The organism is Deinococcus sp. Marseille-Q6407 (genome assembly GCF_946848805.1).
Taxonomy (GTDB): Bacteria; Deinococcota; Deinococci; order Deinococcales; family Deinococcaceae; genus Deinococcus.
Map to the genome: position 1 here is coordinate 1 of NZ_CAMPFU010000010.1, position 15,704 is coordinate 15,704.

Annotated in this window: 11 protein-coding genes and 3 pseudogenes; 7 read left to right on the plus strand and 7 right to left on the minus strand. The window is 57.8% G+C overall.

The features are described from left to right. The first annotated feature begins 106 nt into the window (after nucleotides 1–106). The 4 genes from OCI36_RS13075 (at nucleotide 107) to OCI36_RS13090 (ending at nucleotide 5,077) form a co-directional block, all read left to right on the plus strand. Nucleotides 107–346 (plus strand): type II toxin-antitoxin system HigB family toxin, encoded by a 240-nt coding sequence (locus OCI36_RS13075; RefSeq protein ID WP_261665524.1) that lies wholly within the window; start codon nucleotides 107–109, stop codon nucleotides 344–346. Further along, nucleotides 343–762, plus strand: coding sequence for a type II toxin-antitoxin system HigA family antitoxin (locus tag OCI36_RS13080; protein ID WP_261665525.1), 420 nt, complete (start codon nucleotides 343–345; stop codon nucleotides 760–762). Before OCI36_RS13075 ends, OCI36_RS13080 begins: the two co-directional genes overlap by 4 nt. Before the next feature lie 723 nt (nucleotides 763–1,485). Then, nucleotides 1,486–2,532, plus strand: a complete 1,047-nt coding sequence (locus OCI36_RS13085; RefSeq protein ID WP_261665526.1) for a hypothetical protein — start codon at nucleotides 1,486–1,488, stop codon at nucleotides 2,530–2,532. Nucleotides 2,533–2,770: 238 nt separating this feature from the next. Further along, the gene (locus OCI36_RS13090) at nucleotides 2,771–5,077 is read left to right on the plus strand and encodes a DNA methyltransferase (protein WP_261665527.1); all 2,307 of its coding nucleotides are present in this window, start codon (nucleotides 2,771–2,773) and stop codon (nucleotides 5,075–5,077) included. Here OCI36_RS13090 and OCI36_RS13095 read toward each other — a convergent pair. The 3 genes and pseudogenes from OCI36_RS13095 to OCI36_RS13105 all read right to left on the minus strand — a co-directional run. Further along, nucleotides 5,060–5,470: pseudogene (locus OCI36_RS13095) on the minus strand (IS630 family transposase); the annotation flags it as partial. The gene OCI36_RS13090 and the pseudogene OCI36_RS13095 sit on opposite strands and share 18 nt — an antisense overlap. Nucleotide 5,471: 1 nt before the next feature. Then, nucleotides 5,472–6,562: pseudogene (locus tag OCI36_RS13100) on the minus strand (transposase). 151 nt (nucleotides 6,563–6,713) lie between these two features. After that, on the minus strand, nucleotides 6,714–7,223 hold the full coding sequence (locus OCI36_RS13105; protein WP_261665528.1) for a transposase: 510 nt from the start codon (nucleotides 7,221–7,223) through the stop codon (nucleotides 6,714–6,716). 40 nt (nucleotides 7,224–7,263) lie between these two features. On the opposite strand from OCI36_RS13105, the gene OCI36_RS13110 reads away from it, so the two are divergent. Further along, nucleotides 7,264–7,806, plus strand: a complete 543-nt coding sequence (locus OCI36_RS13110; protein WP_315941288.1) for a type IIL restriction-modification enzyme MmeI — start codon at nucleotides 7,264–7,266, stop codon at nucleotides 7,804–7,806. Nucleotides 7,807–7,865: 59 nt separating this feature from the next. Here the strand turns inward: OCI36_RS13110 and OCI36_RS13115 are convergent, their stop codons facing one another. Beyond that, entirely contained in the window at nucleotides 7,866–8,954 is a 1,089-nt protein-coding gene (locus OCI36_RS13115; protein WP_261665520.1) for a transposase, read from the minus strand. Nucleotides 8,955–9,246: 292 nt separating this feature from the next. Beyond that, a complete protein-coding gene (locus OCI36_RS13120) occupies nucleotides 9,247–9,798 on the minus strand; it encodes a recombinase family protein (RefSeq protein ID WP_261665521.1) in 552 nt (183 codons plus the stop codon). Between the two features lie 129 nt (nucleotides 9,799–9,927). On the opposite strand from OCI36_RS13120, the gene OCI36_RS13125 reads away from it, so the two are divergent. Beyond that, the gene (locus OCI36_RS13125) at nucleotides 9,928–10,113 is read left to right on the plus strand and encodes a MazF family transcriptional regulator (protein WP_261665522.1); all 186 of its coding nucleotides are present in this window, start codon (nucleotides 9,928–9,930) and stop codon (nucleotides 10,111–10,113) included. A gap of 147 nt (nucleotides 10,114–10,260) precedes the next feature. Further along, the gene (locus OCI36_RS13130) at nucleotides 10,261–10,485 is read left to right on the plus strand and encodes a type II toxin-antitoxin system death-on-curing family toxin (RefSeq protein WP_261665523.1); all 225 of its coding nucleotides are present in this window, start codon (nucleotides 10,261–10,263) and stop codon (nucleotides 10,483–10,485) included. A gap of 236 nt (nucleotides 10,486–10,721) precedes the next feature. Here the strand turns inward: OCI36_RS13130 and OCI36_RS13135 are convergent, their stop codons facing one another. Both OCI36_RS13135 and OCI36_RS13140 read right to left on the minus strand, forming a co-directional pair. Beyond that, nucleotides 10,722–15,416 carry a hypothetical protein gene (locus OCI36_RS13135; protein WP_261665530.1) on the minus strand — a complete coding sequence of 1,565 codons (4,695 nt, stop codon included), beginning with the start codon at nucleotides 15,414–15,416 and terminating at the stop codon, nucleotides 10,722–10,724. Nucleotides 15,417–15,463: 47 nt separating this feature from the next. Next, nucleotides 15,464–15,577 (minus strand): annotated as a pseudogene (locus OCI36_RS13140) (IS982 family transposase); the annotation flags it as partial. Nucleotides 15,578–15,704: the final 127 nt, after the last annotated feature.

Below are 15,704 nucleotides of genomic sequence, written 5' to 3' on the forward strand. Positions count from 1 at the left end.
CGCCTGGCCCTCTACACCTTGTTGCCAGGAGTCAGGCTGAACCACCTGCTGAGCCAAATTCAAAAGGAGCAAGAATTCCTGCGCCAGCACGGCTATTCGCTCAGCTATGCAAGGTGCAACTTATGAGCTCAATCACGTTCATGACGCTACCTACCATAATTTTGCTGACGTCCGAGCTGATTATGGAAGTGCCGATTGGGTCAGTGGGTTCATCGTATTCAACATTGGTGGCAATAAATATCGGCTGATTGTCAGTCCCAACTTCGCAGGCCGCTTCCGCACCTTTTTTGTGAAGTTCGTAGGCACCCATCAGCAATATGACGATCTGGACTGGGAGACCTTATGACCTTAGACATTTCAGAACTGACTGTGACCTGGCAGCGTTTGCACGTCCTGGCGCATGACGCTATTGCCCCCATTACCGATGAAGAGAGCTATGACCGGGCCATCATGGCCCTGGATGCCCTCCTCAAAGAAGTCGGAGAAGATGAGACTCATCCACTGGCCGATCTGGTTGAAGGATTGATTCACCGTGTCACCGCCTACCAGGAGGCGGCCCAGCACGTCCCTCCTGCCGCCCCGGAGATGCAACTGCGTCTGCTGATTCAGGAGCGAGGCGTCACCCAGCAAGCTCTTTCCGAAGCGACGGGCATCCCACAGGGCAACATCAGCAACCTGATCCATGGCAAGCGGTCCTTCACAGTAGCCCATGCCCGCACCCTGGGCGACTATTTCGGGGTTAATCCAGGAGTTTTTCTGTAGGGGAAAGACGGCTGCCCTGTATGACGAGAGGTGTGCAGTCAAGTCGGGCAGGTTCCCTGAAGTTCGAATGAAGAGGGCCGACTGCTGCCATCAGCAGTCGGCCCTCTTCGTTGATTGACACTTAAGTATGGCTGCTACCAGACCGGGAGACGGGTACTCGCCGTTCTGAACGTCCTTGTTCTTCGGCCACTTGACAAGCCACCCTTCTCTGACGGGAGCATAGGTATGCCCACGCCCTTAGATCTCCCCCTTGCACTGACCAACACGTACAGTGCTACAATTCCTTCAACCCGAATTGGCGAGATACCAATAGGGAACCCCCCAACCGCTGAAGTTTGGCGACCGATGCGGAAGGGGGATTGGAATCCTTAACAAGTTAAGCAAGTTAAGCTTGCTGTTCTGTCAGAGAGCGGCGGGCGTCTCTACACACAGTGTACGCGGGCTGTGTGTGCTGGTCAACAACCAGCCGAGCTGCGTAGGAGTCCAAGTGACTGTGGAGTGCCGTCCAGGTCGTTCAGCGCGTGTCCCCCTTCTTCGTCTCTTCCTCGTGGCCAATGTGCCCTGCTGGAGCAGTTTATGACTCTCCGTGTGCGGCAGGCTGGTCTGTTCCCAATAGACCCCGAGATCCAGCAACAGCGAACGGAAGCGACGACCAAGAAATTCTTAGCGATGATTCCGGCGGCTCTTAAAGGGACCGAGACATTAGCTGAGCCTCTCCTGCCTTTGCCTCGTGTGGCTGACGTGGCCGCGCCACCTGTCCCTATACCCCGCACCAATGATGGCGTCCTGCAGATGAATCCACTGGACACCCTGACCGAGTGCCTAGACACCGCCGAGTGCCCGGCCACCGCCCGCCGGATTTATCGGCTGCTGTTCCGCATCGGTCTCACCGTGCTGCGGCAGCGCGGGCTGCACGAGCAGCACGCCACTCAGGTTTCCTTCCACTTGCCGCTCGACCTCATCGCCGCCCATCTGGAAGTGAACCGTTCGACGGTCTGGCGCAACCTGCGCCCACTCGAAAAGGCCGGGGTACTGCACCAGCGCGACCACTACGGCACCCTGCGCGGCCAGACCGCTGTGACCGGCAAGGTCTGGGCGCTGTCCCTCCGTCCGCACGAAGTCCTGGCCGGAACCCGCGAGCGGGTGCGGGTACGCCACGACGACCTAGTCGGCGTGCGCTGGCGTGACCTCGATGCGGACGCTAGAGCGGGCCGCACCGCCTGGGCCGAGCTGGAACGGGTCAGGTTGGGTAAGGCCGAAGAAGCAGAACTGCTGTCCCAGGGCCAACTTTTCCAACTGCAACAGTCACAAGAAGCGGAAAAGGCTGTAGTGAGCGAAAAAACCCTGTTGGCATGGGCGTTAGCCCCGTTTTTACAGGGTTCCCCTGGCGTTACACTGACTGATGCAATAGCGTTTTTCGGCGGCCTGGACACGGTTTACGCAGTGCCGGCCCTCACTGGGCTACCGAAGGCCGAGCGCGGCGCCGCTGTTAGTGAGTGTGCCCGCCAACTGGCGGCTGCTTTCGGGGACACGGGGAACCAGCGCTTCTGGTGCTGGCTGCTGTGGCAGATGTTGCGCTTGCGCGACCAGGGCCAGGACGTGAGCGAGGACATCAGCGCCGTGCTGGCGCGTGTTTTGCAAGATTTGAAAACCTACCCCGCGAAGAAAGCCGCCGCCGTCGTGGTGTCGGAACTGGTGGGCGCAGGGCTATATGACCGCCTCAAGCTGGCGGGCCACCACCGCGTTGGAGGTCCACCGCCAGCCGCCTAGCTTTGACCTGACAACTTGTCTTCAGCTCCACTGCTAACGCTTCCAGCGCCTGTGAATGACTAAACACGTCCTGCCGCCTTGCCCAGTGCAACATACGGCTTTTTGCCGTGTGGGACAGTGTGTTGCATCGAGTTGCCTTTATTCTTGATCCTAATAGCAGCTCAATAAGAGGCGACCAATAAGGCCCGCTTGCAGACTGAACGTCAAGGGCGTTTCAGGCCCGTTAGAGTGATCTAACATGCTCACCTGGAACGAAATCCGCACCCGTGCCGCGCAGTTTGCTGACCGCTGGCAGGATGCCGTCAAAGAAAATGCCGAGGCCCAGACGTTCTGGAATGAGTTTTTGATGGTCTATGGGATTGATCGCCGCCGGGTGGCTGCCTTTGAGAAAAAGGTGGCCGGTCTTCAGAAAGGTTCCGGGCGTGGGCGCATTGACCTGCTGTGGCCAGGCCTGTTCATGGCTGAGCACAAGTCCAAGGGGCGCGACCTGGACGAAGCCACTCAGCAGGCCATTGACTATGTCCAGGTGCTCGAAGAGCACGAGCGCCCGCAGTGGGTGGCGGTCAGTGACTTTGGGCAAATCCGCTTGCAGGAAGTGGCTACGGGTGAAGCCCACCAGTTCGCACTGGAAGACTTTCCCCGCGAGGTTGAGCGTTTTGCCTTCCTGATAGGTAAGCAGCTGCGCCACCAACGGGAAGCCGACCCCGTGAACGTCAAAGCGGCCCAGCAGATGGGTAAGCTTCACAACCTGCTTGAAGACAGCGGCTACACAGGCCACCACCTCGAATTGCTGCTGGTCAGGCTGCTGTTTCTGCTGTTTGGGGATGACACCGGCTTGTGGGACGAGCGTGGGCTGTTCTACGACCTACTGGCCGACCATACCCGCAGCGACGGCGAGGACACCGGCAGCGTGTTGGGCCGCCTGTTTCAGGTACTGGATACCCCAAGGGACAAACGGCAAGCTGCTTTGCCCGACTGGTTGAACGCTTTCCCCTATGTCAATGGCGAGCTGTTCAGCGAACGTATTGACCTGGCCGACTTCAGCCCCAAGATGCGGGAAATGTTGCTGGAAGCCTGCGTGCTGGACTGGGGAGCTGTCAGTCCGGCCATCTTCGGCAGCATGTTCCAGGCCGTCATGGACGCAACCGAGCGCCGCAACCTCGGAGCGCACTACACCAGTGAAGCCAACATCCTGAAGGCCCTGGGGCCACTGTTCCTCGACGACCTTCACGCCGAACTGACCGCAGCAGGCCAGAACAAGGCCAAGCTACAGAGCTTTCTGAGCAAGTTACCCGGTATCCGTGTCCTCGACCCAGCCTGTGGCAGCGGCAACTTCCTGATTCTGGCCTACCGTGAACTGCGCCGCCTGGAGTTGGAAGCTCTGTCCCGCCTGCTGACTGACCGCAGTGGTGGTCTACAAGCGGTGACCGACATCAACCTGCTGTTGAAAGTGAACGTGGGCCAGTTCTACGGCATCGAGTACGACGAGTTCCCGGCTCAGATTGCCCGTGTCGCCATGTGGCTGACCGACCACCAGGCCAACATCGAGGCCAGCCGCAAGCTCGGCCAGAACTTCGTGAACCTGCCACTGACCCAGGCCGCGCACATCCGGCACGGGGACGCGCTGGAAACCGACTGGCTTCAGCATCTCAACTTGAATGAAGACCTGGGCCTGCTCTCCCACCTCTACATCGTTGGCAACCCGCCCTTTGTGGGAGGGAAGAAGATGTCGGGGGAACAGCGTGCTCAGGTGGTCCGCGAGTTCGGTGGAGTTAAGGACGCTGGAGTGCTGGACTATGTGGCCGCCTGGTACGTCAAGGCCGCCAAGGTCATGCAGACCATCACCCGCGAGTACCCGAACCTGATGACGGCCACTGCCCTGGTCAGCACCAACAGCGTCACCCAGGGTGAGCAGGTGGCCCCGCTGTGGGGCAATGTGCTGGAAGGCTACGGGCAGACCATCACGGCAGCCCATAAGACCTTCAAGTGGAGTAACGATGCACCTGGTCAGGCTGCCGTTCACTGTGTCATTGTCCAGTTCCAGCCCACCGCCCAGCTGACTTCTGCCCAGCGCCGCCTGTTTACCTATGCTTCGCCCACAGCGGCCCCGCTGGAGGTGCAGGCGACCAACATCACTCCCTACCTGACGGACGGCCCTTCGGTGGTGGTCAGGAAGGCCCAGAAGCCCCTACGCGCAGGCGTGCCGCCTATTCACTTCGGCAACATGCCGCTGGACGGTGGAAACCTGCTGCTGACCGAGCAGGAGAAAGCAGAACTGCTGGAAGCCGAACCTGCTGCGCAGAAGTTCATTAAACCCCTACTGGACGCGCAAGACTTCCTGAACGGGGCCACGCGGTATTGCCTGTGGCTGGTAGATGCCCAGCCTGCGGAATTGGCAAAGCTACCCAAAGTCAGGGAGCGCATTGAGAAGACGAAGCAGTGGCGGTTGGCCAGTGTTGCACCCAGCACGCAGAAATTCGCGCAGACTCCTGCCTTGTTCAGGGACAGAAAGCTGCCAGAACGCTATCTATTGATAGCGGCGTAAGTTGGCGTCCATAAGCTGACGGGGCAGGTGAATATAGCGGACCCGCTGCCAGGCGGTGACAAGCCTCTTTTTCAGCGCTCTGATGGAGTGGGCACAAAAGTTCCCCAACACATTGCGCTTGACGTAGGCCCACACCAACTCGATCGGGTTCAACTCTGGAGCATACGGAGGCAGAAAGATCAGAGAGAGGCGTTCGTGGGAACCCACGAACGCCTGGGTCACTTTCGCGTGATGAATTCTCGCATTGTCCAGCACCACGACGATGTTCCCCTGAACTTGGCGCAGGATGTGCCCAAAGAATCGGATGACTTCTCCACTGCGGATCGCTCCGGATGTTGTGTGCTGGAAGAATCGTCCATCTGAAGTGATCGCCCCAATCGTCGAAAGCTTCTCCTCATAAGTTGCACCTTGCATAGCTGAGCGAATAGCCGTGCTGGTGGAGGAATTCTTGCTCTTTTTGAATTTGGCTCAGCAGGTGGTTCAGCCTGACTTCGGGGAAGAGGGTATGTAGGGCCAAGCGGGCTGCCTCTTTCAGGGTCATGTCCTCAGAGCGGTACAGCATGGTTAGGGTGAAGGCCAGGAAGACCATCAGAATCCAGCGGTCCAGACCCCTGGCAGTTCGCAGCGCGAACTGCGCCAACCCAAACTGGTGCTTACACCTTCCTTAAAGAAGGATTCCACCCCCCAGCGATGCGCACCCTCAGCAACGATCTCGTCCCCCTCCAGCAGTTCAGACGACACCGCGAAGAATTCACGGTCCCCACGGTCCATCCTCCCCAGGGTCAGCGTTTCCAGAGGCCAGTTGGCGAGGTTGACGTACCCCCCATGCGGACAGTCCGCAACCGTCACCTGTCCAGGATGGTCTGTGCGTCGGTTGCTCCGCACACCCACCACGAACTCGAAACCCAGGCGCTGCACACCGTCCAGAAAGACAGCGGATTCGAATCCACTGTCCGCTAGGACACGTACCCGGAAACGTTTCTTGATGAAGTCCGGCACCTCTTCCAGTAGGTCGAGCGCCAGAGTGACCGGGGTGCTGGTGTGCTTGCCCTGGTAGACCCGGTAAGAAATGGGGAACTTCAGTTCCCCATATTCGGCGAACAGGACCACCAGATGGATGCCGTGCCTACCGTTGTAGACACTGACATAGGGCAGCTGAGTTCCCACCTTTTCCACCGTGGTCAGATCCACGCTGAGCCGCATTCGAGGTCTACGTTTGTGACGAGCTGTATCCAGCAGGATGCGCCACTGGAAGTCCTGCATCTCTTCCCAGCAGCGGTCTGAATCCCAGTCATAGACGTTGAAGAAGCGACTCAGTGCACTGGGACTGACTCCCTCTGCCTGGCTGAAGTTGGTCTTCTGACCTGGACTGTGGAAAAGGTGCAGCGAAGCCTCCAGGCTTCGCCGTTGGTACAGCGTCTCTGGAATATCCAGAACCTGCTGTGCGAAAATACGGACGCGCTCCCCTGAAACCGGTTGATTCACACTTCCAGAATTTCAGCTCTGGGAGCGCTTTTTGTCCGCCTATTCAGGTGCAAGTTCTGAGTTCTCCCAGTTCGCTCTGAGCGTGACCAGGGGCGTGACGCCCCTGGGTGACCACGTTCGCCTTCGCACGCCTTTCAACGAGAATCCGACCTCATCCAGATAGATGATTGTGGCTCCCCCAGCGACCTTTTTTTTCCAACTCCGGGAGCACCTGTTCCCGCCAGGATGCAATCCGAAGTTCGTTCCGCTCAGCAGCCCGCCCATCTGGCATCTGTGGGCTGAACCCCAACTTTCGTAGGATTTTACGGACGTGATCATGGTGGTACCACACCTCGAAGTGCCGCCCGATCAGCTCTGCCACGCGTTTTGTCGTCCAAGTTTCGTCAGGAAACCCATGCTGCAGAGCACCCTCCCGCAGGAGGGTGCGAAGCTGGTCGTGCTGAGACTCAGTCAGCCGAGCAGGACGACCAGAGCTGACCGTCGCTTGCAAGCTTCCCTTCTTTCTGAGCCGAGCACTCCAAGAAGTCACCGTGAGCACGGAGACGCCGAAGTGAGCAGCAATTTCGCGGTGTGTGTGGCTGCCTTGCTGCAGCCACTCGGTAGCAGCCAGACGCCGCTCCTCAAGTTGGGCACGAGAATATTGGTTCGGTTGCCATTCCACGGTCCCTAGAGTTTAGCAGCGCATACTTACGCCGTTATCAATAGTAGTTCCCAAAGTCAGCAGTGAACGCCGCGAGTACATCCCCGTCGGGTTTCTTGATTCCGGCACTGTGGTCAATGACCTGCTGTTCATGGTGCCTAACGCCGACCTCTTCCTATTCGGCATCATTCAAAGCAGGCTGCACATGGCCTGGATGAGGCTGGTCAGTGGACGGATGAAGTCCGACTACCGCTACAGCAAAGACCTCAGCTACAACACCTTTCCTTGGCCGGACCGTAGCACCCTCAAGCCCAAGCAGGTGCAGGCCGTCGAAGCAGCGGCACAGGCGGTTCTGAAGGCCCGCGAGAAGGCATCGGGCAGCACGCTGGCCCAAATGTACGACCCCAACCTGATGCCCGCTGAACTCCGAAAAGCCCACAACCAGCTCGATAAGGCTGTGGAAGCTCTCTATGGATTGAAAGCAGGCGCCACTGAAGTTCAGTGTGTAGCACGGCTACTAGAGCTATATCAGGATCTGGTGCCCACCTTAGAGAGTCAAACCAAGACGAAGAGCAGGGGTCGCAAGAAGACGGCAAAGTCATAATCTGTGCAGCTCTTGAACGATGATCGAGAACAGCCAGTAAAGACCACTGTTGCCAATACTCATAACTTGCACCTTGCATAGCTGAGCGAATAGCCGTGCTGGAGAAGAAATTCTCGTTCTTTTTGGAGCTGACTCAGAAGATGGTTGAGCCTGACTACGGGGAACAGGGTGTAGAGGGCCAGGCGTGCCGCCTCTTTCAGGGTCATGTCCTCAGAGCGGTACAGCATGGTTAGGGTGAAGGCCAGGAAGACCATCAAAATCCAGCGGTCCAGACCCCTGGCAGTTCGCAGCGCGAACTGCGCCAACCCAAACTGATGCTTCCCTTCTTTGAAAAACGACTCCAGTGCCCAGCGCCGTTTTCCTTCAGCAAGGATGTCCTTCCCCTCTAACAGCTCAGACGACACCGCGAAGAATTCGCGGTCCCCACGGTCTATTCTCCCCAGGGTCAGCGTTTCCAGAGGCCAGTTGGCGAGGTTGACATACCCTCCGTGCGGACAATCCGCCACTGTCACCTGTCCAGGATGGTCTGTGCGCCGGTTGCTCCGCACACCCACCACGAACTCGAAACCGAGACGCTGCACACCGTCCAGAAAGACAGCGGATTCGAATCCGCTGTCCGCCAGTACGCAGACCTGAAAGCGTTTCCCCACGAAGTCTGGCACCTCTTCCAGCAAGTCGAGGGCCAGCGTGACCGGGGTGCTGGTGTGCTTGCCCTGGTAGATCCGGTAAGAAATGGGGAACTGAAGTTCCCCATATTCGGCGAACAAGACCACCAGATGGATGCCGTGCCTGCCGTTGTAGACGCTGACGTAGGGCAGCTGAATTCCCACCTTTTCCACCGTGGTCAGATCCACGCTGAGCCGCAGACGAGGTCTACGTTTGTGACGAGCTGTATCCAGCAGGATGCGCCACTGGAAGTCCTGCATCTCTTCCCAGCAGCGGTCTGAATCCCAGTCATAGACGTTGAAGAAGCGACTCAGTGCACTGGGACTGACTCCCTCAGCCTGGCTGAAGTTGGTCTTCTGACCTGGACTGTGGAAAAGGTGCAGCGAAGCCTCCAGGCTTCGCCGTTGGTACAGCGTCTCTGGAATGTCCAGAATCCGATGTGAGAGAATATGGGTGCGCTCCCCTGAAACCTGTTTGTACACACTTCCAGAATTTCAGCTCTGGGAGCGCTTTTTGTCCGCCTATTCAGGTGCAAGTTCTGAGAAGTTGTCACCTACTGAGACTCCGGAGTTACATCTGGGACCACCATCTTAGGAGGGGGATCCGGTAGTGTAAAAACAGGCCGTCTTTTGAACCTCTGCAGAATGTTAAACATGGCTGGAGTGCTCCTTCATAGGTGCAGAGACAGAGGAAGTTTAACAGCATTATGGCAAACCGCGTTGGAGTCAGGTAGAGAAGTGCAGCACTTGATGGGTGAAGTGCTCAGCACCGGATTCAACTCGCAGCCAGAATGCGTGACACCGTCGCCTGACTGACTCCGAAGAGCCTGGCGCAGTCAGCAGCGGTCTTTCTGCCTGACCGAACCGCTTCACGGATTTCTTCTTGCTGAGCTGGAGTCAGCTTGGGTCGGCGGCCCCCCACCCGGCCTGCGGCTTTGGCCTGTTCCAGGCCAGCCCTGGTGCGTTCACGAATCATCGCCCGCTCGAACTCTGCGAAGCTGCCGACCATCTGCATCATCATCCGTCCAGCTGGCGTGGTCGTATCGATGTTCTCGGTCAGGCTGCGGAAGCCTGCTCCCCGTCCTTCGATGTCCTCCAGCAAGGTCAGCAGGTCCTTGAGACTGCGGCTGAGTCGGTCCAGTTTCCAGACCACCAGCACATCTCCTTCGCGGAGATGTTCCAGGGCCTTGTGTAACTCCGGCCTATCCCAGCGGCCACCGCTGGCCTGTTCTTTGAAAATGCGGGTGACTCCGGCGGCTTCCAAGGCCTTGAGCTGGAGTGCGGAGTCCTGGTCACCTTTGGAGACGCGAGCATAGCCGATAAGCATGGGAAAGCCTTGCACAAACGGAGAAGCAAAATCACACGGTGCCTCTTGGTACGAACACCGTTAGAATAGGGTAGGCGAAAGACCCTTTCTCGAATTGGGAACAGCGAGGCCCTGGTCATCACCAAAGACATGAAAGAGCTGACGGGCATCGGCAGCGAAGTGCAGATCGAGATTCAGGGGAATGCCATTATCATCACGCCGGCCCAGGACGCATCGCGTCCTGAGACCCTGGCTCGTCAGCAGCGTTTTGCTCAGGCGCGTGACCAGGTGCTGAGTGAGTACGATGACCTTTTCCGCCAATTGGCCGATGCTTGAAGGCTTAAGTCGGGAAGAAGTGGAGGCGCTGCATGACGCTCAGATCGAGCGCTATGGCGGCTCGCCCGGTTTGCGAGACCCAGGGTTACTGGAAAGTGCACTGGCGCAACCGCTTCAGGAACTGTTTGGGCAACGGCGGTATCGACAGTGCCTGCCCAGGCGGCGGCCTACCTTTATTACCTGTCACGTGCCCACGCCTTCGTCGATGCGAACAAGAGAACTTCACTGAGCTGTGCCCTGGTGTGGCTGGCCCTGCATGACCTTCGGTTGCGCCTGAGTCAACAGGAACTGTTCGACCTGACCCTGGCGGTGGCCCAGGGACAGCTCTCACTGGAAGAGGCGATCGAACGCTTTGAGCGTGCAGTCTGGTAGTGCCCACTTCAAGTTCCATTGCACAAACCTGTTGCATTTGATTTTTATTCTGCAAGGGGTTTTTGCAAGGCCGGAAGGGTGATTTCATCGGAGGGATAAAAGTGTTGCAGAAACGTTCGTTTCTGCAATAGCCCTACTATTGAAAATGTGATCCAATCCGCTAAGGTAATTTTTCGCACGAACTCTCATGTGACCCCACATTCAGTACGCCGTGTGAGGTCTCTCCACCTTATCTCCTAACGCTCAAGCTCGCGCATGGCGTCGAAATACTCGCCGATTCGCCAGCGAGCCATCTGGTCGAAGAGGTTCAGGCAACGCGGAAGAACATCGTCGTGGATACCGCGGTTAAAGTGCTGGGTGTAGAGACGTATCAAGAGTTGTCCGAACTCGTGGACATAGAACGCGTCCCTCGATCCGCCCCCGAATTTAGGTGCATCCGTACCAAGCATATATGCCTCTGCCGGTTCCAGCAGGGTGCTGGGGAGCCGTAAGGCGGATGTTTCGAGCTTACGCAACATCTGCAGGGGCTGCTCCTTGAAAGCAGGGCTGGCCAAGAAGGCGCGAATCAGCTCGCGATGCTCTGCAAAATCCTCCTCGGAGAGCTGTTCTGAGAACCTCGCCGCCTCCTCCCGTACGCTGGCATCCTCATCCTGGAAGAGGACACTCAATCCCCTCCAGCACGCCTCCCTGCACTTCGAATCGTTGACATTACTGCGGTATACCGCCGCGCACCCTAAGCGTTGAGGAACCGTTCCGGTTAGACACTGATTGGCGAGGGACTGTGCTTCAGAATGGTTGAAAGCCGCAAGACAGGCCAGGGTTGCACCTGCGCGGGCCAGGTCGTCTTTTGGGGAACTCGACAGCCGTTCGATAAGTGGCATCATCTGATTAAAATGTCTGAGGGAGGCATAGCGGATAAACTCGATGGCGTAGTGGGTACCGAGCACTTCCTCCCGCGTCTCAGCTAGTTGAATGAACCAGGCCACCGCTAGTTGGGCATCTTGGTTGAAAACCGCCAGCAATGGCAGGACGGCGCAGGCGCGAACGGCGGCGACCGGGTCATGCACCAGATTCTCGATAACGGACCGGAAGAACTCTAACCGCTCAGGCTTCTCGAAGAGAAGCTGCCCAATCGCCTCAGCCGCCTGGCCCCGCGTGGAATTAATGCCCTGAGTATGGGGATCCCGTAAGCCGTCTCTTGTATCCCAGGTATCCTCAACGGGATCCTTAGCTTGAGCGCAGTCGGCTACGATCTGAAGTGCGGCCGCTGGCCAATCGACTTCAGGACGTTCACCAAACAGATCGGGCATCCACCGGCTGCAAGGATCACCCGGCAGGGAGTGACAGCGTTGCGCGAACGCGAGAATCAGATTGGGGTCGGCGTCCAGGCCACGTAGATCAATAACCAAGTGTTCGAAATACGTGGCGTTCACGTTCAGGGGCATCTTCATCCCCAGATTGAGATAGCGGACTGGATCACTCTTGGCTTGGGCACCCAAGGCTTGGGCAAGCTGCTGTGCCCCGCCCAAGATTTCCCCGGTCTGGGTGTGTTTGTGTGACCAGATCCCATCGTCGTTATATTTGTGCATGGCGGAGATCCAGGCCTCGTCACTCATGCGGGCCATCGCCTGACTGGGAAGAGGGGACTGCACTATCCCGCTCCAGTGCGTCAGGCGGGGACGCTCTGGATGCTCTTCGGGAAACTTTCTGGTCAGTTCGGCCACACGGCGCTGCACCGCTTTGGAGCGAACCTCAGGAACGATTCCCGTGAGCAGCCGGTACTCGGACAGCCCCCTTAATCTGAAGCCCTCCTTAGATTTCTCCCAGCGCGTTGTGTAGTGCATCAGTATCTGCTCAAGTGCCTGGAGGGCTGCAGCTGATGCATGGGAACTCACAGCCTGGATCAGCCGCCGGCTAAGCTTAGTGGAGGAGCCGTGCTCGCTGATCTGAAGACGTTCGGGCTCGCGAATCAGCGAGCAAATGGCCTCGTCTGCACAAGCCTCGGCGTGATCAATGTATCCACGCAGTAGGAGATATTGGGCTATTTCCAGTGGGCTGGCTTCCAAGGTGACCGCGTAGTGCCGGAAGTCCTCTGTACTAAGCTTCCCCAAGGCGTTGATGATATTACTCAACAGTTCATCGCTGCTGTGATTCAGGCCGAAGTCCAGACGGTAACGCCAGATTCTGTCATCCCGAAAGCGGTCCCCGAGGTGGGAAGCGTAGGAGTACTTCGTGGCAAGGGCCAGCATTTCGGGGAGGACAGCGGACAAGAACCGTTCAGGTACTGCCTCGGCGCAGCGGGTCAGGGTCTCGTTGGCAAGCCACTCGTCGTTAAACAGGTGCTCCACGCGGCCGAAGTGCTCGTCAAGGTCATCGGGTATGGGGGTGCTGCTCAACTGCCGTAAGACGACGATGACTCCCTCGACGGCCCAGTCAGGATGATCCTTTGACACCTCGTGCAGCATTACCCAGAAGCGATGTTCCTCCAGTACGCCTCGGGCGTGGAGATCCAGTAGAAGTTCGAAAAATGACCTCGATTTCTCTTTTAGGTGCCAGCCGATTATGCTGCTCACGCGCTGGGGCGTGTCCGCGCCACCCTCAAGTCGGGGACGGACGAACTCCACAAAAGCTTCCGTTTCACTTTGGAGCAGGGCATTCAGGGCATCCTCTGCCAGGTCACGCATGCGTCCTTCCGGCCCATCGAACCACGCTGTAAGGATGTTCTGGGCGAGGAGGAACCGGGCAATGGTCGGGATCCGGACGCTCAGGGCACTGAACTCCGCCACTGCTGGGTCGGAGCTCTCCAAGCCTTCTGCGATGAGTTGCCATTCCTCCTCCCACGGATCGGGCCACTGCCACAGCAGACCGTAAGTGAGTTCCTTGAGATGAAAGCGCACACGCCCATCCGTGAGTAATTCCCGAACCGTGACTAAGTACTCGCGCCGATCCTGCTCACGGAGCAGGGTTAGGACCTGGCGTACCTGGGCCCGTCGAAACAGATGCTGTTCCGACGAGTTCAGCACGTCTACCAGTCCCCGACCAGCGGTAATGAACTGGCGGGCGTATAAGTAATCAAAGTAGCCCTCGTGGAAGAAAGCGATCCGGCCATTCTCCAGCCGGAGCACGCCTTCGGAGAGCAGCTCATTCCTCAATGGGAGGAGATCAGTGAGCGCCTCCGGTACAGAGAGCGTCATCTCGCGATTCATGTGCTCGACCAGAGTGGCGAGGGCCCGAGCCAGCCGGAAGTTTGGGACCTTCTGCCTCAGTAGCGCTTCCTTTCGCTGGGTGTATAGGCGGTACAGATCATTTACCGTCTGGAAGACTAGGATCTGTGTGTCCGTCGCGCTGGACCAGCCTTCTAGCAACAACGTCAGGTGTAGGGGTGTGCGAAGGATCTCTAGCTGATGGGCTGTCAGCCATTTCGGATCGAATTCCGCTCTGATGAGTGTCGCTCGCACCTGCTCGACTGACAACAGAGAGAGTGCCACTTTCTCGGCTTGCGGTGATTTCCCTCGAAGCAGCTGCTGGAAGCGGTCGTCGTTCCTGAGATCGAACTCGCGGCACGCTAGCAAGACGCGCATCTCTGGATGCCGCTTGGCCTCTTCAAGGAGATCGCGAACCACCTCGAAGAACTGGGGTTGACGACCGGAAGCCTGGCTCACCGCATCCAGTTGATCAATGACCAGCAGGCTTTCGCGCCCGTCAGCGAGTTGTGCAAGCACCGTGACAGGCGATGTTGGAAGCCCAAGGTTTACACCCAGCTGCGCGGTTGTGTTTGTCGGTGACACGTCATCTAGACGGAAGGCCAGGGTTATCCACCCCAGAGCCTGCGCTCGCTCCACCACCAAGGCGCTCACACAGCTTTTCCCAAGTCCGGCCACACCGGTTAGCAGTCGAGCTGCCGGTATATTGCGGCTGCGCAGGGATGTAATCAGCTCCTCAACCTCTCCACGCTCTTGCAAAGGGACACCCCTCGATAAAGACACACGGAGATACCTGGCGTTAACCGCCTCCACTAAAGGAGCCAGTCGATCAGACCCGGCTACACCTCGATTCAGATGTTCATGAATCCCGTCTACTCGCTCGGCCCACGCGGCTACGCGCTCCACCAGTACAGGCGAAAGCGCACGTCTAGAGGACCCATTCCGTACGGTAGATTTAGGGGGTGACAGGAGCAATCCTTCCCGGGCGAGTTCGTCGCTTAGGTCCTCTCGGGTGAACATGAGCCCGTCTGGGCGCTCTCTGAAGAGACGCCAGATGAAGTCGTCGTACGGGAACACACGTTCAGACGGCGGGATCGATTTGAGTCCGTAGAGGCGAAATTGCTCATTGAGGCGCTCTCGTAAGTCCGTAAGGGTGTCAGTGTCATGGGCAAATCGAAGGCGCTGCAGTACCTGACGCAACTCATCTTCATCCACTTGGAGGTGGTCACGCCAGGCCTTGCGGACCTGCCCCATTCTGCTTCGGTCACCCGAACCAGTGAACAGCACATTTAAGCGCAGTGCCCCGGTGCTGTTGTCATACAGCTCAGCCAGGGTGTCACCTGAGTCAATTCCCCAGTGCTGACGTAGGATGAAGCGGCAATGTGGGTTGCCGCCGCGCGTGGTTACGGCGCGCTGCAGCTTCTGAAGAAGCGACTCGCTCTGTGCACCTATAAACCTTGGGTCGGTGAGACTGGCGACGGTAATAGCCGTGGCCGAGTTGCGGTGAAATTTGAGTTGAACAAAGTCGGTCTCCGTTAGGCCGCCAATATCGTCTGGGACGGGCTGCGCGTACTCAACCACGACATCGTCGAAGGACTTGATACGTCCATCCTCGAACCCGACACGTGCTACGAGGGTCTCAGGGTCGAAGAGTTTAAGGGCGAGCAACCAGAACACTCGGGCCTGATAGGCGTAGCCGTCCTGAATTGCTGTGATTGCATTCGCCATAGGTAGGTGTTGTACTCCTCTAAATTATTTCAATGTTATAACGCCGTTTAGGGCCTAGCGAGGTTGTGCGCGAGTACAGCCAGAACGACGCGGAGCTTGAGTGACGCCAGAGTTTTGGTCTGAACGGAACGAATTTGCGCTTCTACGAGCGCAGAGAAGACCTCAGAACTTGCACCTGAATAGGCGGACAAAAAGCGCTCCCAGAGCTGAAATTCTGGAAGTGTGTACAAACAGGTTTCAGGGGAGCGCACCCATATTCTCTCACAGCGGATTCTGGACATTCCAGAG

What these genes read in the sequence shown, in the direction of transcription:
- OCI36_RS13075 (WP_261665524.1), top strand. Translation starts at nt 107, where the DNA reads ATGCAAGGTGCAACTTATGAGCTCAATCACGTTCATGACGCTACCTAC.
- OCI36_RS13080 (WP_261665525.1), top strand. Translation starts at nt 343, where the DNA reads ATGACCTTAGACATTTCAGAACTGACTGTGACCTGGCAGCGTTTGCAC.
- OCI36_RS13090 (WP_261665527.1), top strand. Translation starts at nt 2,771, where the DNA reads ATGCTCACCTGGAACGAAATCCGCACCCGTGCCGCGCAGTTTGCTGAC.
- OCI36_RS13120 (WP_261665521.1), bottom strand. Translation starts at nt 9,798, where the DNA reads ATGCTTATCGGCTATGCTCGCGTCTCCAAAGGTGACCAGGACTCCGCA.
- OCI36_RS13125 (WP_261665522.1), top strand. Translation starts at nt 9,928, where the DNA reads ATGAAAGAGCTGACGGGCATCGGCAGCGAAGTGCAGATCGAGATTCAG.
- OCI36_RS13135 (WP_261665530.1), bottom strand. Translation starts at nt 15,416, where the DNA reads ATGGCGAATGCAATCACAGCAATTCAGGACGGCTACGCCTATCAGGCC.